Below are 22,420 nucleotides of genomic sequence, written 5' to 3' on the forward strand. Positions count from 1 at the left end.
GTCAGACCAGCACTCCCGCTTCTATCGAGGACTTCTTGAAGATGAGCACGCAGACACCCGACGGCTTCGAATGGACCGACCTCGACCGGCGGGCCGTGGACACCGCCCGCCTCCTGGCGGCCGACGCCGTGCAGCGGGTCGGGAACGGACACCCCGGGACCGCGATGAGTCTGGCGCCCGCCGCCTACACCCTCTTTCAGAAGGTGATGCGGCACGATCCCGCGGACCCCGAGTGGACCGGCCGTGACCGCTTCGTGCTGTCCCCCGGGCACACCTCGCTGACCCTCTACACCCAGCTCTTCCTCGCCGGGTACGAGCTGGAGCTGAACGACCTCAAGGCGTTCCGCACCCACGGCTCGAAGACCCCGGGCCACCCGGAGTACGGCCACACCGCGGGTGTGGAGACCACCACCGGCCCGCTCGGCCAGGGCGCCGCGAACGCCGTCGGCATGGCGATGGCCGCCCGCTACGAGCGCGGTCTGTTCGACCCGGACGCCCCCGAGGGCGCCTCCCCCTTCGACCACACCGTCTGGGCGATCGTCTCCGACGGCGACCTGGAGGAGGGCGTCTCCGCCGAGGCGTCCTCGCTCGCCGGGCACCAGCGCCTCGGCAACCTGGTCTTCCTCTACGACGACAACCACATCTCGATCGAGGGCGACACCGCGACCGCCTTCTCCGAGGACGTGCTGAAGCGGTACGAGGCGTACGGCTGGCACGTGCAGCGCGTCGCGCCCACCGAGGACGGCGACGTCGACGTCCACGCCCTCCACACGGCCCTGCGCGCCGCGCGGGCGGAGACCGGACGCCCCTCCATCGTCGCGATGCGCACGATCATCGCCTGGCCGGCCCCCAACGCCCGCAACACCGAGGCGTCCCACGGCTCCGCCCTCGGCGCCGAGGAGATCGCCGCCACCAAGCGCGTCCTCGGCTTCGACCCGGAGAAGTCCTTCGAGGTCGCCGACGAGGTCCTCGCCCACACCCGCCGCGCCCTCGACCGGGGCGCCGAGGCGCACGCGGCCTGGGACAAGCGGATCGCCGAGTGGCGCGGCGCGCAGCCCGAGCGCGCGCAGCTGTTCGACCGGATCGTCGCGGGCCGGCTGCCCGAGGGCTGGGAGGACGAGATCCCGGTCTTCGAGGCGGGCAGGTCCGTCGCCACCCGCGCCGCCTCCGGCAAGGTGCTCCAGGCCCTCGGCGCGGTCCTGCCCGAACTGTGGGGCGGCTCCGCCGATCTGGCCGGCTCGAACAACACCACGATCGACAAGACCTCGTCGTTCCTGCCGAAGGGCAACCCGCTGCCCGAGGCCGACCCGTACGGCCGCACCATCCACTTCGGCATCCGCGAGTTCTCGATGGCCGCCGAGATGAACGGCATCGCCCTGCACGGCAACACCCGGATCTACGGCGGCACCTTCCTGGTGTTCTCCGACTACATGCGCAACGCGGTCCGCATGTCCGCGCTGATGCAGCTCCCGGTGACCTACGTCTGGACGCACGACTCCATCGGCCTCGGCGAGGACGGCCCCACCCACCAGCCGGTCGAGCACCTCGCCTCGCTGCGCGCCATCCCCGGACTGAACGTGGTCCGCCCGGCCGACGCCAACGAGACCGCGATCGCCTGGGCCGAGATCCTGCGCCGCCACACCACCCACCCGGCCCCGCACGGCCTCGCGCTGACCCGCCAGGGCGTGCCCACCTACGCGCCGAACGCCGATGCCGCCAAGGGCGGTTACGTGCTGGCGGAGGCGTCCACCGGGACGCCCGACGTCGTGCTGATCGCCACCGGCTCGGAGGTGCACGTGGCCGTGGCCGCCCGTGAGCTGCTGGAGGCCGAGGGCATCGGGACCCGCGTGGTGTCCATGCCGTCCGTCGAGTGGTTCGAGGAGCAGCCGGCCGAGTACCGGGACGCGGTCCTGCCGCCGTCCGTGCGGGCCCGCGTCGCGGTCGAGGCGGGCGTCGCCCTGACGTGGTACCGGTTCACCGGGGACGCCGGACGCATCGTCTCCCTGGACCATTTCGGCGCCTCCGCGCACGCCGGCACCCTGTTCGCCGAGTTCGGTTTCACCCCTGAGAACGTCGCCGCCGAGGCCCGGGAATCCCTGGCCGCCGCCCGCCGTTGATCCGATCGCCAGAAAGAAGATGATCACTGTGACCGAAGCGACCGCCACCGCGGGAGCACTGCAGCGCCTGACCGACGAAGGCGTGTCGATCTGGCTGGACGACCTGTCGCGCAAGCGGATCAGCACCGGCAACCTGGCCGACCTGGTCGCGACGAGGAACGTCGTCGGCGTCACCACCAACCCCTCCATCTTCCAGGCGGCCATCGGCTCGGGAGAGGGTTATGAGGAGCAGCTGACGGATCTGGCCCTGCGCGGCGTCACCGTCGACGAGGCCGTCCGGATGATGACCACCGCCGACGTCCGCGCCGCCGCCGACGTCCTGCGGCCGGTGTACGACGCCACGGACGGCGTGGACGGCCGGGTCTCCATCGAGGTGGACCCGCGGCTGGCGCACGAGACGGCGGCCACCGTCGCCGAGGCCAAGCAGCTCGCCTGGCTCGTCGACCGCCCCAATGTCATGATCAAGATTCCGGCCACCAGGGCGGGCCTCCCGGCGATCACCGAGGTCATCGGCCTCGGCATCAGCGTCAACGTGACGCTGATCTTCTCCCTGGAGCGCTACCGCGAGGTCATGGCCGCCTACCTCGCCGGCCTGGAGAAGGCCGCGGAGCGCGGCCTGGACCTCTCCCGGATCCACTCCGTCGCCTCCTTCTTCGTCTCCCGCGTCGACAGCGAGATCGACAAGCGGCTGACCGTCCTCGGCACCCCCGAGGCCCTCGCCCTCAAGGGCCGGGCGGCCCTCGCCAACGCACGGCTCGCCTACGAGGCGTACGAGCAGGTGTTCGCGGGCGAGCGCTGGAACGCGCTGAAGAGCGCGGGCGCCCACGAGCAGCGTCCGCTGTGGGCCTCCACCGGGGTGAAGGACCCGGCGTACAAGGACACCCTGTACGTCGACGAACTGGTCGCGCCGGGCACCGTCAACACCATGCCCGAGGCCACGCTGAACGCGACCGCCGACCACGGGGTGATCACCGGCGACACGGTCACCGGCGGCTACGCCGGGGCCCGCGCCGACCTGGACGCGGTCGAGGCGCTCGGGATCTCCTACGACGAGGTCGTGCGCCAGTTGGAGAACGAGGGTGTCGCCAAGTTCGAGGTGGCGTGGAACGACCTGCTCGCCGCCGTCGCGAAGTCCTTGGACAGCAAGGGAGCTGACGCACGATGAGCAAGACTCCGGCCGGCGGGACCGCGGCCTCCGAGGCCCCCGCCACCGACGCCCCCGGCACCGGGGCGGCCACCGCCGAGGAGACCGCCTCCGAGGTGACCGTGCCCGCCGTGCCCGCCGCCGACTGGGACAACCCGCTGCGCGACGCCCGGGACCGCCGGCTGCCCCGCATCGCCGGCCCGTCCGGGCTGGTCATCTTCGGTGTCACCGGCGACCTGTCCCGCAAGAAGCTGATGCCGGCCGTCTACGACCTGGCCAACCGCGGTCTGCTGCCGCCGGGCTTCTCCCTGGTGGGCTTCGCCCGCCGGGACTGGGAGGACGAGGACTTCGCGCAGGTGGTGCACGACGCCGTCAAGGAGCACGCGCGCACCCCGTTCCGCGAGGAGGTCTGGCAGCAGCTCGCCGAGGGCATGCGGTTCATCCCCGGCGACTTCGACGACGACAAGGCATTCGCCCAACTGCGCGAGGCCGTCGACGAGCTGAACGCCTCCCGGGGCACCGGCGGCAACTTCGCCTTCTACCTCTCCGTACCGCCGAAGTTCTTCCCCAAGGTCGTCCAGCAGCTGAAGAAGCACGGCCTGGCCGACCCGCCCGAGGGCTCCTGGCGCCGCGCGGTCATCGAGAAGCCGTTCGGCCGCGACCTGGCCAGCGCCCGCGAGCTGAACGCGATCGTGCACGACGTGTTCGAGCCGGACCAGGTGTTCCGCATCGACCACTACCTCGGCAAGGAGACCGTCCAGAACATCCTGGCGCTCCGCTTCGCCAACCAGATGTACGAACCCATCTGGAACCGGTCGTACGTCGACCACGTGCAGATCACCATGGCCGAGGACATCGGCATCGGCGGCCGGGCCGGTTACTACGACGGCATCGGCGCCGCCCGCGACGTCATCCAGAACCACCTGCTCCAGCTGATGGCGCTCACCGCGATGGAGGAGCCCATCGCCTTCGACGCGGAGGCGCTGCTCACCGAGAAGCTCAAGGTCCTCAAGTCGGTGCGGCTACCCGAGGACCTCGGCGCCCACACCGTGCGCGGCCAGTACGCGCAGGCCTGGCAGGGCGGCGAGAAGGTCATCGGCTACCTCCAGGAAGACGGCATCGACCCGCAGTCGAACACCGACACCTACGCCGCGATCAAGCTGGAGATCGACAACCGCCGCTGGGCGGGCGTCCCCTTCTACCTGCGCACCGGCAAGCGCCTCGGCCGCCGCGTCACCGAGATCGCGGTCGTCTTCCAGCGCGCCCCCCACTCCCCCTTCGACACGACGGCCACCGAGGAACTCGGGCAGAACGCCATCGTCATCCGCGTCCAGCCCGACGAGGGCATGACCGTCCGCTTCGGCTCCAAGGTGCCCGGCACCTCCATGGAGATCCGGGACGTCACGATGGACTTCGCCTACGGCGAGTCGTTCACGGAGTCCAGCCCGGAGGCGTACGAGCGCCTCATCCTTGACGTACTGCTCGGCGACGCCAACCTGTTCCCGCGCCACCAGGAAGTGGAAGAGTCCTGGAAGATCCTCGACCCGATCGAGGAGCACTGGGCGCAGAACGGCAAGCCCGCGCAGTACACCTCGGGCAGTTGGGGCCCGGAGGAAGCCGACGAGATGCTCGCACGAGACGGACGGAGCTGGCGCAGGCCATGAAGATCGACCTGACCGACACCACGGCAAGCAAGATCAACAAGGCCCTCGTCCAGGGTCGCCGCGCGATCGGCACCCCGGCGGTGGGCATGGTCCTGACGATGGTCATCGTCACGGACGAGGAGAACGCCTACGACTCGATCAAGGCGGCCGAGGAGGCCTCGCACGAGCACCCCTCGCGCACCCTGGTCGTCATCAAGCGGCACGCCCGCACCCCGCGCGAGCGCACGCAGTCGCGCCTCGACGCGGAGGTCCGCGTCGGCTCCGAGGCCGGCACCGGGGAGACGGTGGTCCTGCGGACCTTCGGCGAGGTCTCCGACCACGCCGACTCCGTGGTGCTGCCGCTGCTGCTCCCGGACGCGCCCGTCGTCGTCTGGTGGCCGGTGGACGCCCCGAAGAACCCCGCCAAGGACCCGCTGGGCGCGCTCGCCCAGCGGCGCATCACCGACATGTACGCCGTCGAGCACCCGCTGGAGGCCCTGGAGGCCCGGGTGCAGTCCTACGCGCCCGGAGACACCGACCTCGCCTGGACCCGGCTCACCCCGTGGCGTTCGATGCTGGCCGCGGCCCTCGACCAGGCCCGGGTGCGGGTCACCTCGGCGACCGTGGAGAGCGAGGCCGAGAACCCCAGCGCCGAGCTGCTCGCCCGCTGGATGGAGGCCCGGCTGAAGGTGAAGGTGGAGCGGACGGTCACCGCGGGTCCGGTCGTCACGGCCGTCCGGCTGGGCACCGCCAACGGGGAGATCGTCATCGACCGGCCCGAGGGCCCGCTGGCCACGCTGACCCTGCCCGGCCAGCCGCCGCGCACCCTGGCGCTGAAGGTCCGCGCGACCTCCGAACTCATCGCCGAGGAACTGCGCCGCCTCGACGCGGACGAGATGTACGCCGTCGCCCTGCGGGGCGAGGGCACCAAGGAGAAGGTCTGAGATGTCTGACCCCGTGTCGGATTCCCCCCGGCTGGTCCGGCGGCCCGAGTGGACGGCCCTCGCCGACCACCGGGCGCACCGGCAGCCGGACCTGCGCGAGCTGTTCGCGCAGGACCCCGGCCGCGCCGAGCGGTACGTGGTCCGGGTCGGCGATCTGCTGATCGACTACAGCAAGAACCTGATCACCGACGAGACGCTGGCGCTGCTCCAGGAACTGGCCGCCGCCACCGGTGTGCTCGGCCTGCGGGACGCCATGTTCCGCGGCGAGCGCATCAACGTCACCGAGGACCGGGCGGTGCTGCACACCGCGCTGCGGGCCCCGCGCGGCGCGGTGGTCGAGGTGGACGGCGAGAACGTGGTCCCCGGTGTGCACGCGGTGCTCGACCGGATGGCGGACTTCGCGGAGCGGGTCCGCTCCGGTGCCTGGACCGGGCACACCGGCAAGCGCATCAAGAACGTCGTCAACATCGGCATCGGCGGCTCCGACCTCGGCCCGGCGATGGCGTACGAGGTGCTGCGCAGCTTCACCGACCGCGGTCTCACGGTCCGCTTCGTGTCCAACGTGGACGGCGCCGACCTGCACGAGGCCACGCGGGACCTGGACCCGGCGGAGACGCTGTTCGTCATCGCGTCCAAGACGTTCACCACGATCGAGACGATCACCAACGCCACCTCCGCGCGGGAGTGGCTGCTGGCCGGTCTCGACGGCGACGACAAGGCGGTCGCGAAGCACTTCGTGGCGCTGTCGACCAACGCCGGCAAGGTCGCCGACTTCGGCATCGACACGGCGAACATGTTCGAGTTCTGGGACTGGGTCGGCGGGCGCTACTCGTACGACTCGGCGATCGGGCTCTCCCTGATGATCGCCATCGGCCCGGACCGCTTCCGCGAGATGCTCGACGGCTTCCACCTCGTCGACGAGCACTTCCGCACCGCGCCGCCCGAGTCCAACGCCCCGCTGCTGATGGGCCTGCTGGGCATCTGGTACGGCAACTTCTTCGACGCGCAGTCGCACGCGGTGCTGCCGTACTCGCACTACCTGTCCAAGTTCACCGCCTACCTCCAGCAGTTGGACATGGAGTCCAACGGCAAGTCGGTGGACCGGGAGGGGCGTCCGGTGGAGTGGCAGACCGGTCCGGTGGTCTGGGGTACGCCCGGCACCAATGGGCAGCACGCCTACTACCAGTTGATCCACCAGGGCACCAAGCTGATCCCGGCGGACTTCATCGGGTTCGCCCGGCCGGTCGGTGAGCTGAGCGACGGGCTCAAGGCCCAGCACGACCTGCTGATGGCGAACTTCTTCGCCCAGACGCAGGCCCTCGCCTTCGGCAAGACCGCCGACGAGGTGCGCGCCGAGGGCGTGCCCGAGGCCCAGGTGCCGCACCGCACCTTCCGGGGCAACCACCCCACCACCACGATCCTGGCCGCGGAACTGACGCCGTCGGTGCTGGGCCAGCTGATCGCGCTCTACGAGCACAAGGTGTTCGTGCAGGGCGCCGTCTGGAACATCGACTCCTTCGACCAGTGGGGCGTCGAACTGGGCAAGGTCCTCGCCAAGCGCGTCGAACCGGCCCTCACCGAAGGCACCGACGTGCCCGGTCTGGACGCCTCCACCGCCGCCCTCGTCTCCGCCTACCGTCAGATTGGGAAGTGAACGCACCATGCAGCTCGGACTCATCGGCCTCGGCAAGATGGGCGGCAACATGCGCGAGCGGATCCGCCGCGCCGGCCACACCGTCATCGGCTACGACCGCAACCCCGACGTCTCCGACGTGAAGTCCCTCGCCGAACTGGTCGAGAAGCTCGACGCGCCGCGCACCATCTGGGTGATGGTGCCGGCCGGCACCGCCACCCAGGGTGTCGTCGACGAGCTGAGGGACCTGCTCTCCCCCGGCGACACGGTGGTCGACGGTGGCAACTCCCGCTGGACGGACGACGAGAAGCACGCCGCGGAACTCGGCGTCCGGGGCATCGGCTTCGTCGACGCGGGCGTGTCCGGCGGTGTGTGGGGCCTCCAGAACGGCTACGCGCTCATGGTCGGCGGCGACAAGGAGCACGTCGAGCGGCTGGAGCCGATCTTCGAGGCGCTCAAGCCCGAGGGCCCCTACGGTTACGTCCACGCGGGGCGCGTCGGCGCCGGGCACTTCTCCAAGATGGTCCACAACGGCATCGAGTACGCCATGATGCAGGCGTACGCCGAGGGCTGGGAACTCCTGGAGAAGGTCAACTCGGTGGACAACGTCCGCGAGGTGTACCGCTCCTGGCAGGAGGGCACGGTCATCCGCTCCTGGCTGCTCGACCTCGCGGTCAACGCGCTGGAGGAGGACGAGCACCTGGAGAAGCTGAAGGGCTTCGCCCAGGACTCCGGCGAGGGGCGCTGGACGGTGGAGGCGGCGATCGACCACGCGGTGCCGCTGCCCGCGATCACCGCGTCGCTGTTCGCGCGGTTCGCCTCCCGCCAGGACGACTCGCCGCAGATGAAGATGATCGCGGCGCTGCGGAACCAGTTCGGCGGCCACGCGGTCGAATCGGCGAAGGACTGACCGGCCGTGGGGGACCTCATACTGGTCCGCCACGGTGAGACGGAGTGGAGCGTGTCGGGCCGGCACACCAGCTGGACCGACCTGCCCCTCACCCAGCACGGCGAGGAGCAGGCCAAGTCGCTCGCTCCGCTCCTGTCCGGCCGGACCTACGCGCTCACGCTCACCAGCCCGCTCTCCCGCGCGGTCCGCACCGCCGAACTCGCGGGGCTGACCGGGGCCGTGCCCGACCCCGACCTGCACGAGTGGGACTACGGCGCCTACGAGGGCGTCACCACCGTCGAGATCCACCGCACCCGCCCGCACTGGGACATGTGGCTGCACGGCGTCCCTCCGGGGCCGGACGGTCACCCCGGCGAGTCGCCGGCGGAGGTCGGCGAACGCGCCGACCGGGTCCTGGCCAAGGTCGACGCGGCGCTCGCCAACCGCACCGGTGACGTGGTGCTGGTCGCCCACGCCCACTTCCTGCGGGTGCTGACCGCCCGCCGCCTGGGCCTGCCGCCCGCCGAGGGCCGCCTGTTCCAACTGGCGACGGGAGCGATCAGCCGCCTCTCCACGGAACACGGCCGCCCAGTGATCGCCGAATGGAACCACACCCTGTAACCACACCCGGCCCGGGGGCCACCGCACCAAGGCCCCCGGGCCGAACCGTCCCCCGGCCGGCCCAGCCCCGGCCCCCGGCCCCCGCCTTCCGGCACCCGCCTTCCGGCACCCGCCTTCCGCCTTCCGCCTTCCGGCTTCCGCCTCCCAGCTTCCGCCTCCCGCCTCCCGGCTTCCGCCTCCCAGCTTCCGCCTCCCGCCTCCCGGCTTCCGCCTCCCGGCTTCCGCCTCCCGCCTCCCGCCTCCCGCCTCCCGGCTTCCGCCTCCCGCCTCCCGGCTTCCGCCTCCCGCCTCCCGGCTCCCGGCTCCCGGCTCCCGGCTCCCGGCTCCCGGCTCCCGGCTCCCGGCCGTCAACTCCCAGCCCCCGCCCCTGGCTCCCGGCTGCCGGCCGCCGACTCACGCCCCCCGGCCTCGGCTCGGCCCTCGGCTCTTGTCCACCGGCTGCGCCCGGCGCCTGACGGTCTTGCCGACGGCCCCGCGAGCCCCTGATCCCCTTTGCTCAGCCCTTCCTCGCGGTGTCCCGGAATCTCAGTCCTGGACGAGGAGTCGGGTCCAGCGGGTGGCGACCTCGGGGAGGGAGAACGTTGCTCGGACCTGGGTGCGGGCCTCTGTCGCGGCGGCTTGCCAGGCCGTCGGGTCGGTGAGCTCGGCGATGGACTCGGCCATCGCGGTGGGGTGGGCGTGGATCCAGCGGCGGTCGTAGATCTCGTCCGCACCGGGCCACGGCAGCAGCGCCGGCACCGCCCCGGAGGCCATCCCCTCGGCCGGCGCCAGATGGAAGCTCTCGTCGTCGCTCGTCGACAGCACATGGCCGATCCGGCGCAGCCACGCGGCCACGTCGGCGCCGAACTCGTCGAAGACCACCGCCCCTTCGAGCAGCGGCGAGGTCTGCATCCGCCGGAGGACCGCGTCGTAGTGCGCGCGTTCCTCCGGCTTGTTCCAGATCCACCAGTACTCCCACGGCGGCCTGGACTTCACCGACAGCTGCCAGCGCCGGTCCCGGGCACGCAGGTCCTCCAGCACGTCGAGGCCGAGGTCGAGCCGCTTGCGGCTGGGGGCGATGCCGATCATGCCGAGGCGGAAGCGGGCGCCGGGCGCCTTGGGCCGGTCGAGCTGGTCGGTGTCCACCCAGTTGGGCACGACGACCACCTTCGACGCGGGCCAGCCGGTGTGGTCGAGGGTGCGCCGGGCGTAGTACGGGCTGACGCACACCACCCGGTCGACGGCGTCGATGTCGACCTGCCGCGGCCACGCGGCGTCGAGTTCGAACCGGTGCAGCCGCACCACGAGCCGGCTCCCGGGCCGTTTGTGGCGGCTGTACCAGACGGCGGCGGGCCCGCACCACTCCACGACCACCACGTCGGCCCAGTCGGCGAGTGCACGGCTCGCGGCGGCGTCGTGCCGGGCGAGCGCGGGCCAGGCGTCGACCCGCACGTCGAGTTCGGGCAGCGCCCGGAAGTGGTCGAGGAGCCGGGTGAGGAACTTCAGGTCGTGCCCGGCGACGCCGACCCGCAGCGGGCGCGGCCGGGCGGCGACGGCGGCGGCGGGCGCGGACGGGAAGGCCCGGCCGAGGTGGCCGCGCCAGCGCTGGGCTGCGGCGTCGAGGGTGTGGTGACCGGCGGCGGTGTGGCAGCGCTCCGCCGCGAGCGCGCGGACCTCGGGGTCGCGGGCGGCGAGCGCCACGGCGTCGGCCGCGTCGTCCGCCGTGGCGCGGCCGGGGACGTAGAGCGGGTAGTCGGCGCCGAGCAGGGCCTCGTGGGCGGGGGTGCGGTTGAGCACGACGGGCAGCCCGAGGGCGCCGAACTCCAGGACCTTGGTGGACAGTTCGAGGCTGGCGTCGAGCGCGGGGTCGCGCCAGCCGAGGCCGAGGTCGCAGTCGGCTGCGATGCGCATGGCCTCCTGGCGGGGCCGGCCGCCGTGGTGGTGGAGGCCGGACGTCGGACCGTTCAGGGCGCGGGTCATGGCGGCGTGGAAGCCGGGGTGGGCGGGGTCGTCGTGGACCTTGTCGCCGACGGTGTGGAGTTCGGCGCGCACTCCTCGTGCGGCGAGCAGCGCGGGCAGCCGGGTCATGGGCAGGGTGTTCCACAGCGGCGCGAACTTCCCGGTGTAGACGAGCCGCAGCGGGTGGTGCGGGCGCGGACGGTCGGGGACCGGGAAGCCGGGCGTGGGCACGGCGGGCGGGCTCAGCACACAGCGGCCGCAGGCGTCGGGCACCCAGGTCTCCAGGAACCCGCGCAACTCCTCGGTCTGGCACAGGAGGTGGCGGGACGCCCCGGCGATGCGGGCGAGCCCGGCGCGGGCGTCCTCGGTCATGTCGGCGGCGGACTGCGGGACATCGGTGAGGTAGGCCCAGATCCGCCCGTCGAAGCGGCCGTCGGCCACGACCCGGTCGACGAGCCTCCGGCCGCGCAGCACCAGCAGGTCGCAGGGCTCGTCCTCGTCGAGGCGGGCGAGGACCCGGGACGCCTGCACGGGGGACATCGGCCGGTCGGCGCCCGCGCCGAGCAGCCCCTCCTCGTGCGGGCCGATCACGCGCACCCCGGGCAGCCCTGCCAGCGGATCGGTCAACCGCCCGGTGCGGACGGGGGACTTGAGCACGAGCCGGACGGCGCAGCCGGCCAGTGACAGGGCCTGCACGGTGGACTGGGCCCAGACGGCGGAGCCGTCGATGAGGTTGAGGTCCACGTCGCCGTAGACCAGTGCCCGGAGGGTGCGGCTCATGAGGACTCCTTCCCGCGCACGGCGAACAGCCGGTGTCCGGCCGCGGACCAGGTCTCGTGGGGGGTGCCGGCCAGGTGCAGCGAGCGGCGCACGAGCAGCGGCCGGGACAGCGCGGTGACGAAGGTGTGGTCGTCGTCGGCGGCGGTGCGGCCCAGCGCGTCGGCGCCGGAGTGCTCCTGGGCGCACATCAGGTCCAGGAGCAGGGTGTCCGGGCGGTCCTCGGCGGGGCCGGTCCAGTCGGCGATCCACTCGGCGGTGGGCGTCGTGGTGCGTACGGTGACGCCGGCGCCGGTGAGTTCGTCGAGCCCGGCCGGGTCGGGGACGACAACCTCGACGGGCCGGTGCGTCTGGCCGAGGACCTGGGCGACGAGGCGGGCGACGTCGGCGCGGCCCCGCGGCGCGGCGAGGACGGCGATCCGGCGTGCGTCGAGCGGGTCGGGTGCGCCGGTGAGGCGGGCCAGTCCGGCGAGCCGTACCCGGGTGCTGTCCCGGAAGGCGTCGCGCATCCGGGCGCGACCGTGTTCGGCGGGGTCGAGCCGGGCGAGGCGGACTCCGGTGTCGGTGTCGAGGACGGCGTCCCAGCCGAGCCGGGCGAGGCCGGGCGCGGCGGACGCGGGCGTGTCCTGCCACAGCACGGCCGGGCGGCCCAGGGCCCGTGCCTCGGTGAGCAGTTCGGCGAGCCGGCGGTCCAGGTCGGGGGCGGTGCCGGTGCCGGTGAGCGACCAGGGCCCGGTGTCGGCGCAGGCGCCGGCCTGCACCACCACGGCGTCGGGGTCGGTGCGGCGCACCAGCAGGCGACCGTCGTGCGGCAGCAGCCGGTTGACGACGGCGTCGGCCGCGAAGTCCTCGGCGGTGCGGTCGGTGAGGACGCCCGCGATCACCAGACGGTCGCGGGGGGTGCTCACCAGGGCGCGGTGGACGAGGTGCAGCCGTTCGTCGGCCGTGGCGGGGGCGGCGTCGACGGCGGGCGGCCCCGCGGGCCGGGGCGCCGCGGTGCGCCGGCCGCGCCACAGGCCGTACAGCTCCCGCGGCAGTCCGGCCATGCGGCGGCCCGGACGGCGGGCGGCCGACACCAGGACCCGGCCCAGGCGCAGCGAGGTGGAGCCTTCGAGCATGGTCACGCGGGCCTCCAGCACACCGACCCGGTCGCGGGCGCCGCGCAGGGCGGAGGCCAGCCGGTCCTTCTCCCGCACGGTCGCGGCCAGCCGTTCGGCGAGGTCGTCCCCGTGGCCGGCGCCGTCCGCGCGGTCGTTCTCCTCGACCCGGCGTTCGAGGTCCAGGACGCGGGCGCGCAGGGAGCGGGAGACGAGATCGGCGAACACGTACTCGTCGGCGATGCGCAGCGCGGTGGCGAGTCCGTCGGACGGGACGGGGCGGCCGAACCAGTCGTGCGGGGGCAGGAGGTGGTCGGTCCGCGCGAACACGGCACCGGCGCGCAGGTGCGTGTAGCCGAGCGGGGTGGCGCGCAGCACCTGGCAGCCGTGGGTGACCAGCGGGTCCAGGAGCCGGTGGTAGGGGGGTTCGGGGTGTCCGAACACGATCAGGCCCCGGCCGCCGGGGCGCAGCCGTTCGAGTGCGGCGAGGCAGGCGTCCTCGTCGCCGTGCAGTTCGGGGTCGGGGCCGTGGACGAGCAGTATCAGCTCGCCCGGTCCGACGGGCCGTTGGTGGCGGCGCAGGACGACGCCCGGGGGCAGGTGGAGGTACGGCTCCAGGCCGAGCGAGCCGGTGGTGGCGTCGACCACGGTCGTCACGCCGTCCAGGTGCGGGTGGAGCAGGTCGGTCAGGCGCATCAGCGGATCCTCGTGAAGACGTGGAAGCCGACCCGGTTCTCGCGGAACGCGTAGGGCCGGAACTCCGTGTGCCGCAGGCCGAGGGGTTCGAGTTCCTCGCGGTAGGCGGCCGTGGGCCGGTGCAGGATGTAGTCGCCGAGCGGCCGGGGCCGGTCGCCGTCCTCGTCGGTGAGGATCAGCCGTCCGGTGACCCGGACCAGGGAGGCGAGGTTGCGCAGCCCGGCCGTCCACTCGGTGTCGTCGAGGACGTGGAAGAGGACGTCGACGCAGAGCACCACGTCGTACGGCCAGGTGCCGCGCCAGGTGTCGAGGCGGGCCTCGGCCCAGCGCGGTCCGCCGCCGGCGGCGCGGCAGTGGGCGACGGCCCCGGGGCTGGGGTCGAAGGCGTCGACGCGGTGGCCGCAGCGGGCGAGGGCGCGGGCGAAGTGGCCCTTGCCGCAGCCCGCGTCGAGCACGAACAGCGGGGCGGCGGGGCTGGTGAGGTCGCCGACGAGGGACAGGAGCGTGCCGAGCCGCTGGGCGTGGAAGAGTTCGTTGCCTGCGCGGTCGAGGCCGATGTGCCCGCCGGAGGCGAGGTCGTCGTGGTCGCGGTGGCGGGTGTCCCAGTAGGCGCGGGTGCGTTCGCCGGCCGGGGTGCGGGGCGGGCCGGTGCCGGTGGTGTCAGTCATGGTGTTCCAGCCATCGGGTGATCACGCGGGCGATACGGGTGCCGGCCCTGCCGTCCCACAGGGGCGGTCCCTCGCCGGGCGCGGCCGGGGCGGCCTCCAGCGCCTTGCGCAGCGCGGGCACCAGCTCGGCGTGGGTGACGAGGCGGTTGGTGCCGTGGGTGACGGTGACCGGGCGTTCGGTGCTGGTGCGCAGGGTCAGACAGGGCACGCCCAGGACGGTGGTCTCCTCCTGCACTCCGCCGGAGTCGGTGATCACGGCGGCGGCGCCGCGCACGAGGCTCATGAACTCCAGGTAGCCGAGCGGTGGGAGCAGGTGGACGCCGGGGGCGTGGTCGAGGCCCGCCGCGCGCAGTGCCGCCCGGCCGCGCGGGTGCAGCGGGACGGCGAGGGCGAGGTGGCCGGCGGCCTCGGTGAGGGCGCGGGCGGCGGCGCTGGCCGCCTCGGGGTCGTCGACGTTGGCGGGGCGGTGCAGGGTGACGACGCCGTAGCGCTCGGGCAGGTCGTGGGCGGCGCGGGCGGCGGCGGGGTCGAACAGGTCGAGGTGGGTGCGCAGGGTGTCGATCATGGGGTTGCCGACGAAGTGCACCCGGTCGGTGGCGACGCCCTCGCGGGCGAGGTGGCCGACGGCCTCGGGGCTGGTGACGAAGAGCAGGTCGGCCAGCTGGTCGACGAGCCGCCGGTTGACCTCCTCGGGCATCGTCATGTCGAAGCTGCGCAGTCCGGCCTCCACGTGGGCGACCGGCACGCCGAGCTTGGCGGCCACCAGGGCGGCGGCGAGCGTGGAGTTGACGTCGCCGTAGACGACGGTCAGGGCGGGGGCTCGGGCGGTGAGTTCGCCCTCCAGGGCGATCAGCAGCTCGGCGGTCTGCCGGGCGTGGCTGCCGGAGCCGACGCCGAGGTCGGTGTCGGGCGGGGGCAGTCCCAGCTGGCGGAAGAACACGTCCGACATGCGGGCGTCGTAGTGCTGCCCGGTGTGCACGAGGGCCTGTGCGCCGCCGGCCACGCCGAGGGCGGCGACGACCGGGGCCGCCTTGACGAAGTTGGGCCGGGTTCCGACCACATGGAGTACGAGGCCGTTCATGTCGCTGCCTTTCGTCGGCGCCGCGCCCCCCGCCGGTCCGCTTTCGCCGCCGCCCCGGCCTACCGTGGCGGCATGTCCCGTCATGTCCCCCGCGCCGTCAGTCTCGCCGCGTCCGTGGCCTGGGGCGAGTTGCGGCACGATCCCGCCCGCGCCGCGCTGCTCGGTGTACGACTGCTGCCGGGCCCGCTGCGGCGGCGGGTGCGGCCGGTCGAGCGGTGGTTGTCCGACCGGGCCCGGTCGGCCGGGCCGGGTGCCGTTCCGTGGGCCGGCCGGGTGCCGGTCCCGGTGGGCCGGGCCGTGCGGCCGGTGCCCGGACGCGTGCTGCATCTGGTCACCAACTCGCTGCCGTTCAAGCATGCCGGTTACACCGTCCGCACGCAGCGGCTGGCCGAGGCCCAGCGGGCCGCCGGGCTGGACGCGCACGTCGTGACGCGCGTCGGTTTCCCGGTGGCGCAGGGCGTGCTGGACGCGCGCATGCGGCAGGTGGTGGGCGGGGTGCCGCAGCACCGGCTGCTGCCGTGGTGGCTGCCGTACGGGCAGGGTCCGGCGCTGGCGCGCAACGCGGAGCTCGCGGGGCGGCTGGTGGAGCGGCTGCGGCCGGCGGTGCTGCACGCGGCGACCGACCACGGCAACGGGCGGGTGGCCCTGGCGCTGCGCGCGGCGTACGGGCTGCCGGTCGTTTACGAGGTGCGGGGCTTCCTGGAGGACACCTGGCTGACGCAGGCGCCGGGGCGGAGCAGCCGGCACGACGTGTACCGGCTGCGCCGTGAGCTGGAGACGCGGTGCATGCGGGAGGCGGACCTGGTGCTGACGCTGGGTGCCGCGATGAAGGCGGAGATCGTCTCCCGCGGGGTGCCCGGGGAGCGGGTGCTGGTGGTGCCGAACGCCGTCGACGAGGCGTTCCTGGCCCCGCTCCCGGACGGGGCTCCGGTGCGGGCGCGGCTGGGGATCGCGCCGGAGGAGTTCGTGGTGGGCACGGTGAGCAGCCTGACCCCGCACGAGGGGATCGGCACGTTGCTCCATGCGGGTGCCGAGCTGAGGCGGCGGGGAATTCCGCTGCGGCTGCTGATCGTGGGGGACGGACCGGAGCGCCCGGAGCTGGTGCGGCTGGCCGCGCGACTGGGTCTCGGGGACGGCGCGGCCCTGTTCCCCGGCCGTGTTCCGCATCACCAAGTGCGGGAGTTCCACGCCGTGTTGGACGTGTTCGCGGTGCCGCGCACCGATGAGCGCGTGTGCCATCTGGTGACCCCTCTCAAACCCGTCGAAGCGATGGCGAGCGGTCTGGCCGTGGTCAGCAGTGATCTCACCGCGATGAGAGAACTGATCGAACCGGAGGTTAACGGACGGCTAATTCTCCACGAATCGCCTTTTGTCTGGGCAGATGGGTTGGAAAAACTGCTTTACAGTCAAAAGCGGCGGCTCGAATGGGGAGCCGCCGCTCGCGCACTGGTCGCGCGGGAACGCACCTGGGACCGGGTCGCCGCCAGGACCCGGGAGGCCTATCGCACCCTCGGCTGCGTCTGACCCCCCGCTCCCGACCAGTCCTGCCTTGAGGCCGGGTGACATCCCTATGCAGGTCGAACAGACCGAACCACTCGGGGACATGAGTGAACCGCTGGGGGACCTGGAGGACGTCGAGCTCGCGGTGATCGGGCTCGGCTACGTCGGACTGCCGCTGGCGCGGGAAGCCGCGTCGGTCGGCCTGAGAACGATCGGCCTGGACCGGGACCCGCGCGTCGTCGCGGGGCTCGACGCGGGCCGCTCGCACGTGGACGACGTGTCCGACGACGACGTACGGCGGATGCGCGCGGCCGGTTTCACCGCGTACACCGACGACGCCTGTCTGGCACGCGCGCAGACCGTGGTGATCTGTGTGCCGACCCCGCTGGGCGGGGACGGCGGGCCCGACCTGGGCGCGGTGACCTCGGCGGCCCGCGCGGTCGCCGGGCGGCTGCGGCCCGGCCGGCTCGTCGTGCTGGAGTCGACCACCTATCCGGGCACCACCGAGGAGGTCGTGAGGCCCCTGCTGGAGGAGTCGGGGCTGCGGGCCGGGCGGGACTTCGCTCTCGCCTTCTCGCCGGAGCGGATCGACCCGGGCAACACCCGGCACGGGCTGCGCGACACCCCCAAGGTGGTCGGCGGCTGCACCCCGTCGTGCGCGGCGAGAGCGGTGTCGTTCTACGGCAAGTTCGTCGACACCGTCGTCCAGGCGAAGGGCACCCGGGAGGCCGAGATGGCCAAGCTCCTGGAGAACACCTACCGCCATGTGAACATCGCCCTCGTCAACGAACTGGCCATCATCAGCCGGGAGTTGCGGGTCGACCTGTGGGACGCGATCCGCTGCGCCGACACCAAGCCCTTCGGCTTCCACGCGTTCCGGCCCAGCCCCGGGGTGGGCGGGCACTGCATCCCGATCGACCCCAACTACCTGTCGTACAAGGTGCGTTCCTCGCTCGGCCACGAGTTCCGGTTCGTGGAGCTGGCGCAGGAGATCAACCGGCGGATGCCGGAGTACGTCGTACGGCGGGCCCAGGACCTGCTCAACTCGGCGGGCCGCCCCCTGCACGGCTCACGCGTGCTGCTGCTCGGGGTCACCTACAAACCGGACGTCGCCGACCAGCGGGAGTCGCCGGCGGTGCCCGTAGCCCGGCTGCTGCGCGAGCGGGACGCCGAGGTGTCCTTCCACGATCCGCACGTACCGCTGTGGTCGGTCGACGGGGCGCACGTCCCGCGCGTGACCGACGTGCTGACGGCGGCGCACGAACACGACCTGACGATCCTCCTCCAGGACCACTCGGCCTACGACCTGCCGGCGCTCGCCGACACGGCACGGCTGCTGTTCGACACCCGGGGGCGGATCTTCCGGCCCGGCGTCGAGGTCCTGTAGCCCGGCCGGGACCGACCTTTCACGTCCGCCCACTTCCGTCCATGTCCGTCCACTTCCGTCCACTTCCGTCCACTTCCGTCCACTTCCGTCCACGCGGAGTCGAGAGGTGCTCTGATGCGGGTACTCGTCGTCACCGTCGTCCACCATCCGGAGGACGCGCGCATACTGCACCGCCAGATCGCCGCGCTCTGCGAGCGGGGCCATCAGGTGGTGTACGCGGCCCCGTTCGCGGCCCGCGGAGTCACGCCCCGGCCGCATGTGGAGGGCGTCGACCTGCCCCGGGCGGCCGGCCGCGACCGGCGCACGGCGCTGCGCGCGGCCCGTGCGCTGCTGGCCGCGCGCGGCCCGGGGGTCGACGTGGTCCTGCTGCACGACCCGGAACTGCTGCTCGCGCTGCCCGGGACGCTGCTCCGTCGACGGCGGCCGGACGGGACCGCGCCCGTCACCGTCTGGGACGTGCACGAGGACACCGCGGCGGCCCTGGTCATGAAGGACTGGCTGCCGCGCGCGCTGCGCCCGCCGCTGCGCACCGCCGTCCGGGCCGCGGAGCGGTGGGCGGAGCGGCGGCTGCGGCTGCTGCTCGCCGAGGACGCCTACCGGGACCGCTTCCGCGAGCCCCATCCGGTCGTCCTCAACCTGGCCGCGGCGCCGACCGGACCGCCCCCGCCGCCCGGGGCCGAACGGGTGGTGTACCTGGGGCAGTTGTCCCGCGCGCGGGGCACGCTCGACCTGATCGAGACGGCCCGGCTGCTGGCGCCGGAGATCCGCGTCGAGGTGATCGGCCCGGCCGGCCCCGACGTGCGGGACGCGCTCGTGGCGGCCGACCGGGACGGGGTGCTGCGCTGGCACGGCTTCCTGCCCAACGACCGTGCCCTGGAACTGCTCCCGGGCGCGCTCGCGGGCCTGTCGCTGCTGCACGACCAGCCCAACTACCGGCACTCGCGGCCGACCAAGGTCGTGGAGTACATGGCGCACGGCGTCCCCGTGGTCACCACCCCGAACCCGCTCGCGGTCGAGCTGGTCGAGCGGCACGGCTGCGGTCTGGTCGTGCCCTACGAGGACCCCGCGTCGGCGGCGACGGCCGTGCGCCGGCTGCGCACCGACCCCGAACTGCGGCTGCGGACCGCCCGGTCGGGGCACGAGGCGGTGCGCTCGGGGCTCGACTGGCACGACCACGCGGCGGGGTTCGTCGCCCTGCTGGAGGGCTGGGCGAAGGGAGCGGGGGCGCCGGTCGGCGGCGCGTCCGGCGTCAGCGGTTCGACCAGCCCCGCTCGCACAGGACCAGCCGGTAGCCGTCCGGGTCCGCCACCGTGACGCCCCACTGGTTCCAGCAGGGGTTGGGGGACGTGACCCGCCGGCCGCCGTGCGCCTCCAGCCGGGCGACCAGGGCCTCGGGGACCGCCTCGTCGGCGTAGATCACCAGGAGGTCCTCCTCGGTGGGACGGGGTTCGACCGGGCGGGCGGCGTCGTGGACGAGTTCCAGGTGCCAGTCGGCGTCCGGCCGGCCGAGCATGAGCAGATCGTGCTCGCCGGGCGCGCCGCCGCCCTCGGCCCGCCACACCACGCTCGGCCCGAGTCCACCGGCCCAGAACCGCTCGGCCGCGGCCAGGTCCCGCGAGGGGCGGGCGATACGGATGTGACTGCGGCCGTCGACGGGCATGGGTGCCTCTCCTCGCGCTCGGTGATCGACCGCCGGCCCAGGCACGCACCCACCGCCCGCACCATCGGCCGTCGGCCCTACCCCGAACTCCCCAGGGCCACCATCCCCAGACCTAGGACACGGTCCCCCGGACCGGCGGCGTCCGACCGGCCGGGGCCGGCCCGCCCGCCGGAGCCGGCGCACCCGGCAGGGCCACCCGGTCCGACGAGGCCGGGCATCCGGCGGAGCCGCCCGCCCAGCAGCCGCCCGTCCGGCAGGGGCGGCCCGTCCGGCAGCGCTGCCCCAAGGGCCGGAGGCAGGCCGTCCGGTTGGGCCTTCTTCCGGTGAGGTCAGCCCCCGTCGGCGTCCTCCGCCGGAGGCGTCGTCGGCACCGCCGCGTCCAGGAGGGGGCCCAGCTCGCGTACCGCCGTGGTCAGGGGGCGCACGTCCCGTTCCGCGCGGGCCAGGAGGATCGCGCCCTCCAGGGTGCTGATCATCAGCGTGGCCAGGGACGCGGCGCGCTCCGCCGGCACCCCCATCCCGGTCAGCGCCTCGGCCACGGGGGTCCGCCAGGTGGTGAACGCGGCGGCCACCGCCTCCCGGGTGGAGCCGTCCCGCGCGGCGCCGTCCACGGTCGCCGCGGCGACCGGGCAGCCCGCGGCGAACCCCGCCGCCGCGTACTCGTCGGTCCACTGCCGGGCCATCGCCGCGAACAGCCCCGCGGGCGTGGGCTCGGCGAGACCCGCGAGGAAGCGGGCGACACGCTTGCCCGCGTACCGCCCGGCCCAGTCGACGGCCTCGTTGACCAGCTGCTCCTTGCCTCCGGGGAAGTAGTGCTGGAGCGAGCCGCGGGGTGCCCCGGCGTGGGCGGCGACGTCGCGCATGCCCGTCGCGGCGACCCCGTCGCGCCGGATCAGCTGGGCCGCGCTGAAGACCATCCGCTCGCGCGGACCCCGTACGGACTCCCCCATCACCGGCCTCCCTCCGCCGTGTTCCGTTCGCTCCCGATCACCCTATGACCACCGTCATGACGCCCGCTACCATGACCGCTGTCATAATCAGTCTCGCCACCGGAGGACGGTCCGCCGTGCGTGTCGGTTTCATCGGTCTCGGAGTGATGGGGCAGCCCATGGCGCTGCGGCTCGCCTCCGCGGGCACCCCGCTGGTGGTGTGGAACCGCACCCCGGCACGCGCCGAACCGCTGCGCGCGGCCGGCGCCGAGGTCGCGACGGACGCCGGTGAGGTGTTCGCGCGGGCGGACACGGTGTTCCTGATGCCGGCCGACGAGGCCGCCACCGACGCCGTACTGGCCCGCGGCACACCGGAGTTCACGGCACGGGTGGCCGGGCGGACGGTGGTGCCCATGGGCACGACCTCCCCGGAGTACTCACGGGCCCTGGAGGCCGAGGTCCGTGCGGCGGGCGGGAGTTACGTCGAGGCGCCGGTCTCCGGGTCCAGACTCCCCGCCGAACAGGGGCAGTTGGTGGGCATGCTGGCCGGTGACCCGGCGGCGGTGGAGCGCGTACGGCCGCTGCTCGCACCGCTGTGCCGGGAGGTGTTCGTCTGCGGGGCGGCACCCGGCGCGCTGCTGATGAAGCTCTCGGTGAACCTGTTCCTGATCACCCTGGTGACCGGACTGACCGAGGCGTTCCACTTCGCCGAGCGGCAGGGCCTGGACCCGGGGCTGTTCCTGGACGTCCTGGACGCGGGCCCCATGGCGAGCCCGGTCTCCCGGATGAAGTCGCCCAAGCTGCGCGACGGGGACTTCGCGGTGCAGGCGGCGGCCCTGGACGTGCTGAAGAACAACCGTCTGATCGCCACGGCCGCACGCGGGGCGGGGCTCGCCTCCCCGCTGCTCGACGTCTGCCACGCCCTGTTCGAGGAGACGGTGGCCGCGGGGCACGGCGGCGAGGACATGGTGGCGGTGCTGCGGGCCGTCGAGGCCCGCACCCGCGCCGTGGGCCAGTTCGTACGGCGCACCCGCGCCGCGGACTAGCTCGTACGGCGCGGCACACCGTACACCCGTTCGACGGGCAGGCGCAGCACCAGGCGCCGGTCGCGGACCATGGCGGCCCGGTAGTCGTCCCAGTCGGGGTGCTCGCCCGCGAGGTCGCGGTAGAGGCGCATCAGCTCCTCCACCGTGTCGTCGTAGGGGTCCCCCGCGACCGGCGACAGGTCGGCCTCGCCCTCGGCGACCGTGTACGCCCAGCGGTCGGAGCTGGTGACGTGGTAGGAGGCCCGGGGGTCGCGGCGCAGGTTGCGGGTCTTGGCGCGGTCGTCCGTCACCGAGATCCGGATGATCCGCTCGTCCGGGTAGTAGGCGTGGCTCACGTTCGACAGCTGGGGGCGCCCGTCCCGCTTGAGGGTGACGAGCACCCCGCCGGAGGCGTCGGAGAGCAGCTTCAGCAGTGCGTCCTCACTCATGCCCGGAACAACCCGGCCGGCACCGCCGCGCATTCCCGCGCCGGACCCGTTCCGGCCGGTGTGGCCCGCTCTGGGGCCTTTCGCCGTCCGCGCGGCGCCCGCGGACGCCGTAGCGTGGATCACACCGGACCCGGATACCCGGGTCCGTACGCGTGTTCCTGGGTGACCATGAGGGTCTGAGGTCGTCCCGGCGGGGTAGGCCGGACCGCACCGCGTACGACC

At 73.6% G+C, this 22,420-nt stretch carries 18 protein-coding genes; 11 read left to right on the forward strand and 7 right to left on the reverse strand.

The window, feature by feature from the left end:
• Window positions 1-41: 41 nt before the first annotated feature.
• The 7 genes from tkt to AB0F77_RS02795 are packed head-to-tail and all read left to right on the forward strand — an operon-like array spanning window position 42 to window position 8,991.
• Window positions 42-2,117: a transketolase gene (tkt, locus tag AB0F77_RS02765; protein WP_361940243.1), complete on the forward strand. Its 2,076-nt coding sequence runs from the start codon at window positions 42-44 to the stop codon at window positions 2,115-2,117.
• Between the two features lie 19 nt (window positions 2,118-2,136).
• Entirely contained in the window at window positions 2,137-3,282 is a 1,146-nt protein-coding gene (tal, locus tag AB0F77_RS02770; RefSeq protein ID WP_361940246.1) for a transaldolase, read from the forward strand.
• Window positions 3,279-4,925, forward strand: coding sequence for a glucose-6-phosphate dehydrogenase (gene zwf / locus AB0F77_RS02775; RefSeq protein WP_361940249.1), 1,647 nt, complete (start codon window positions 3,279-3,281; stop codon window positions 4,923-4,925). Before tal ends, zwf begins: the two co-directional genes overlap by 4 nt.
• Window positions 4,922-5,848: a glucose-6-phosphate dehydrogenase assembly protein OpcA gene (gene opcA / locus AB0F77_RS02780; RefSeq protein ID WP_361940252.1), complete on the forward strand. Its 927-nt coding sequence runs from the start codon at window positions 4,922-4,924 to the stop codon at window positions 5,846-5,848. Before zwf ends, opcA begins: the two co-directional genes overlap by 4 nt.
• A gap of 13 nt (window positions 5,849-5,861) precedes the next feature.
• The gene (pgi, locus tag AB0F77_RS02785) at window positions 5,862-7,502 is read left to right on the forward strand and encodes a glucose-6-phosphate isomerase (RefSeq protein ID WP_361940594.1); all 1,641 of its coding nucleotides are present in this window, start codon (window positions 5,862-5,864) and stop codon (window positions 7,500-7,502) included.
• A 7-nt stretch (window positions 7,503-7,509) separates the two neighbouring features.
• Complete coding sequence (gene gnd / locus AB0F77_RS02790; RefSeq protein WP_361940255.1) at window positions 7,510-8,391, forward strand: phosphogluconate dehydrogenase (NAD(+)-dependent, decarboxylating); 882 nt, start codon at window positions 7,510-7,512, stop codon at window positions 8,389-8,391.
• A gap of 6 nt (window positions 8,392-8,397) precedes the next feature.
• The gene (locus AB0F77_RS02795) at window positions 8,398-8,991 is read left to right on the forward strand and encodes a histidine phosphatase family protein (protein ID WP_361940258.1); all 594 of its coding nucleotides are present in this window, start codon (window positions 8,398-8,400) and stop codon (window positions 8,989-8,991) included.
• Window positions 8,992-9,516: 525 nt separating this feature from the next.
• Here AB0F77_RS02795 and AB0F77_RS02800 read toward each other — a convergent pair.
• From AB0F77_RS02800 to wecB, 4 genes are read right to left on the reverse strand one after another with little or no spacing between them, the layout of a single operon-like run.
• Window positions 9,517-11,709 carry a glycosyltransferase gene (locus AB0F77_RS02800; protein WP_361940261.1) on the reverse strand — a complete coding sequence of 731 codons (2,193 nt, stop codon included), beginning with the start codon at window positions 11,707-11,709 and terminating at the stop codon, window positions 9,517-9,519.
• A complete protein-coding gene (locus AB0F77_RS02805) occupies window positions 11,706-13,499 on the reverse strand; it encodes a hypothetical protein (protein WP_361940264.1) in 1,794 nt (597 codons plus the stop codon). Before AB0F77_RS02805 ends, AB0F77_RS02800 begins: the two co-directional genes overlap by 4 nt.
• Window positions 13,499-14,167: a class I SAM-dependent methyltransferase gene (locus tag AB0F77_RS02810; RefSeq protein ID WP_361940267.1), complete on the reverse strand. Its 669-nt coding sequence runs from the start codon at window positions 14,165-14,167 to the stop codon at window positions 13,499-13,501. Before AB0F77_RS02810 ends, AB0F77_RS02805 begins: the two co-directional genes overlap by 1 nt.
• On the reverse strand, window positions 14,160-15,248 hold the full coding sequence (gene wecB / locus AB0F77_RS02815; RefSeq protein WP_361940270.1) for a UDP-N-acetylglucosamine 2-epimerase (non-hydrolyzing): 1,089 nt from the start codon (window positions 15,246-15,248) through the stop codon (window positions 14,160-14,162). Before wecB ends, AB0F77_RS02810 begins: the two co-directional genes overlap by 8 nt.
• A 72-nt stretch (window positions 15,249-15,320) precedes the next feature.
• On the opposite strand from wecB, the gene AB0F77_RS02820 reads away from it, so the two are divergent.
• The 3 genes from AB0F77_RS02820 (at window position 15,321) to AB0F77_RS02830 (ending at window position 19,449) form a co-directional block, all read left to right on the forward strand.
• Window positions 15,321-16,772, forward strand: coding sequence for a glycosyltransferase (locus tag AB0F77_RS02820; RefSeq protein WP_361940273.1), 1,452 nt, complete (start codon window positions 15,321-15,323; stop codon window positions 16,770-16,772).
• Window positions 16,773-16,851: 79 nt separating this feature from the next.
• Entirely contained in the window at window positions 16,852-18,135 is a 1,284-nt protein-coding gene (locus AB0F77_RS02825; protein WP_361940276.1) for a nucleotide sugar dehydrogenase, read from the forward strand.
• Window positions 18,136-18,249: 114 nt separating this feature from the next.
• Complete coding sequence (locus AB0F77_RS02830) at window positions 18,250-19,449, forward strand: glycosyltransferase family 4 protein (RefSeq protein ID WP_361940279.1); 1,200 nt, start codon at window positions 18,250-18,252, stop codon at window positions 19,447-19,449.
• Here AB0F77_RS02830 and AB0F77_RS02835 read toward each other — a convergent pair.
• On the reverse strand, window positions 19,385-19,795 hold the full coding sequence (locus tag AB0F77_RS02835; RefSeq protein ID WP_361940282.1) for a VOC family protein: 411 nt from the start codon (window positions 19,793-19,795) through the stop codon (window positions 19,385-19,387). The genes AB0F77_RS02830 and AB0F77_RS02835 overlap by 65 nt on opposite strands.
• A gap of 329 nt (window positions 19,796-20,124) precedes the next feature.
• A complete protein-coding gene (locus tag AB0F77_RS02840) occupies window positions 20,125-20,745 on the reverse strand; it encodes a TetR/AcrR family transcriptional regulator (RefSeq protein WP_361940285.1) in 621 nt (206 codons plus the stop codon).
• Window positions 20,746-20,861: 116 nt separating this feature from the next.
• Here AB0F77_RS02840 and AB0F77_RS02845 point away from each other — a divergent pair, with 116 nt between their 5' ends.
• Window positions 20,862-21,770, forward strand: coding sequence for an NAD(P)-dependent oxidoreductase (locus AB0F77_RS02845; protein ID WP_361940597.1), 909 nt, complete (start codon window positions 20,862-20,864; stop codon window positions 21,768-21,770).
• Here the strand turns inward: AB0F77_RS02845 and AB0F77_RS02850 are convergent.
• Complete coding sequence (locus AB0F77_RS02850) at window positions 21,767-22,198, reverse strand: PPOX class F420-dependent oxidoreductase (protein ID WP_361940288.1); 432 nt, start codon at window positions 22,196-22,198, stop codon at window positions 21,767-21,769. The two genes, AB0F77_RS02845 and AB0F77_RS02850, sit on opposite strands and share 4 nt — an antisense overlap.
• Window positions 22,199-22,420: the final 222 nt, after the last annotated feature.

The organism is Streptomyces sp. NPDC026672 (assembly GCF_040638185.1).
Classification (GTDB): domain Bacteria; phylum Actinomycetota; class Actinomycetes; order Streptomycetales; family Streptomycetaceae; genus Streptomyces.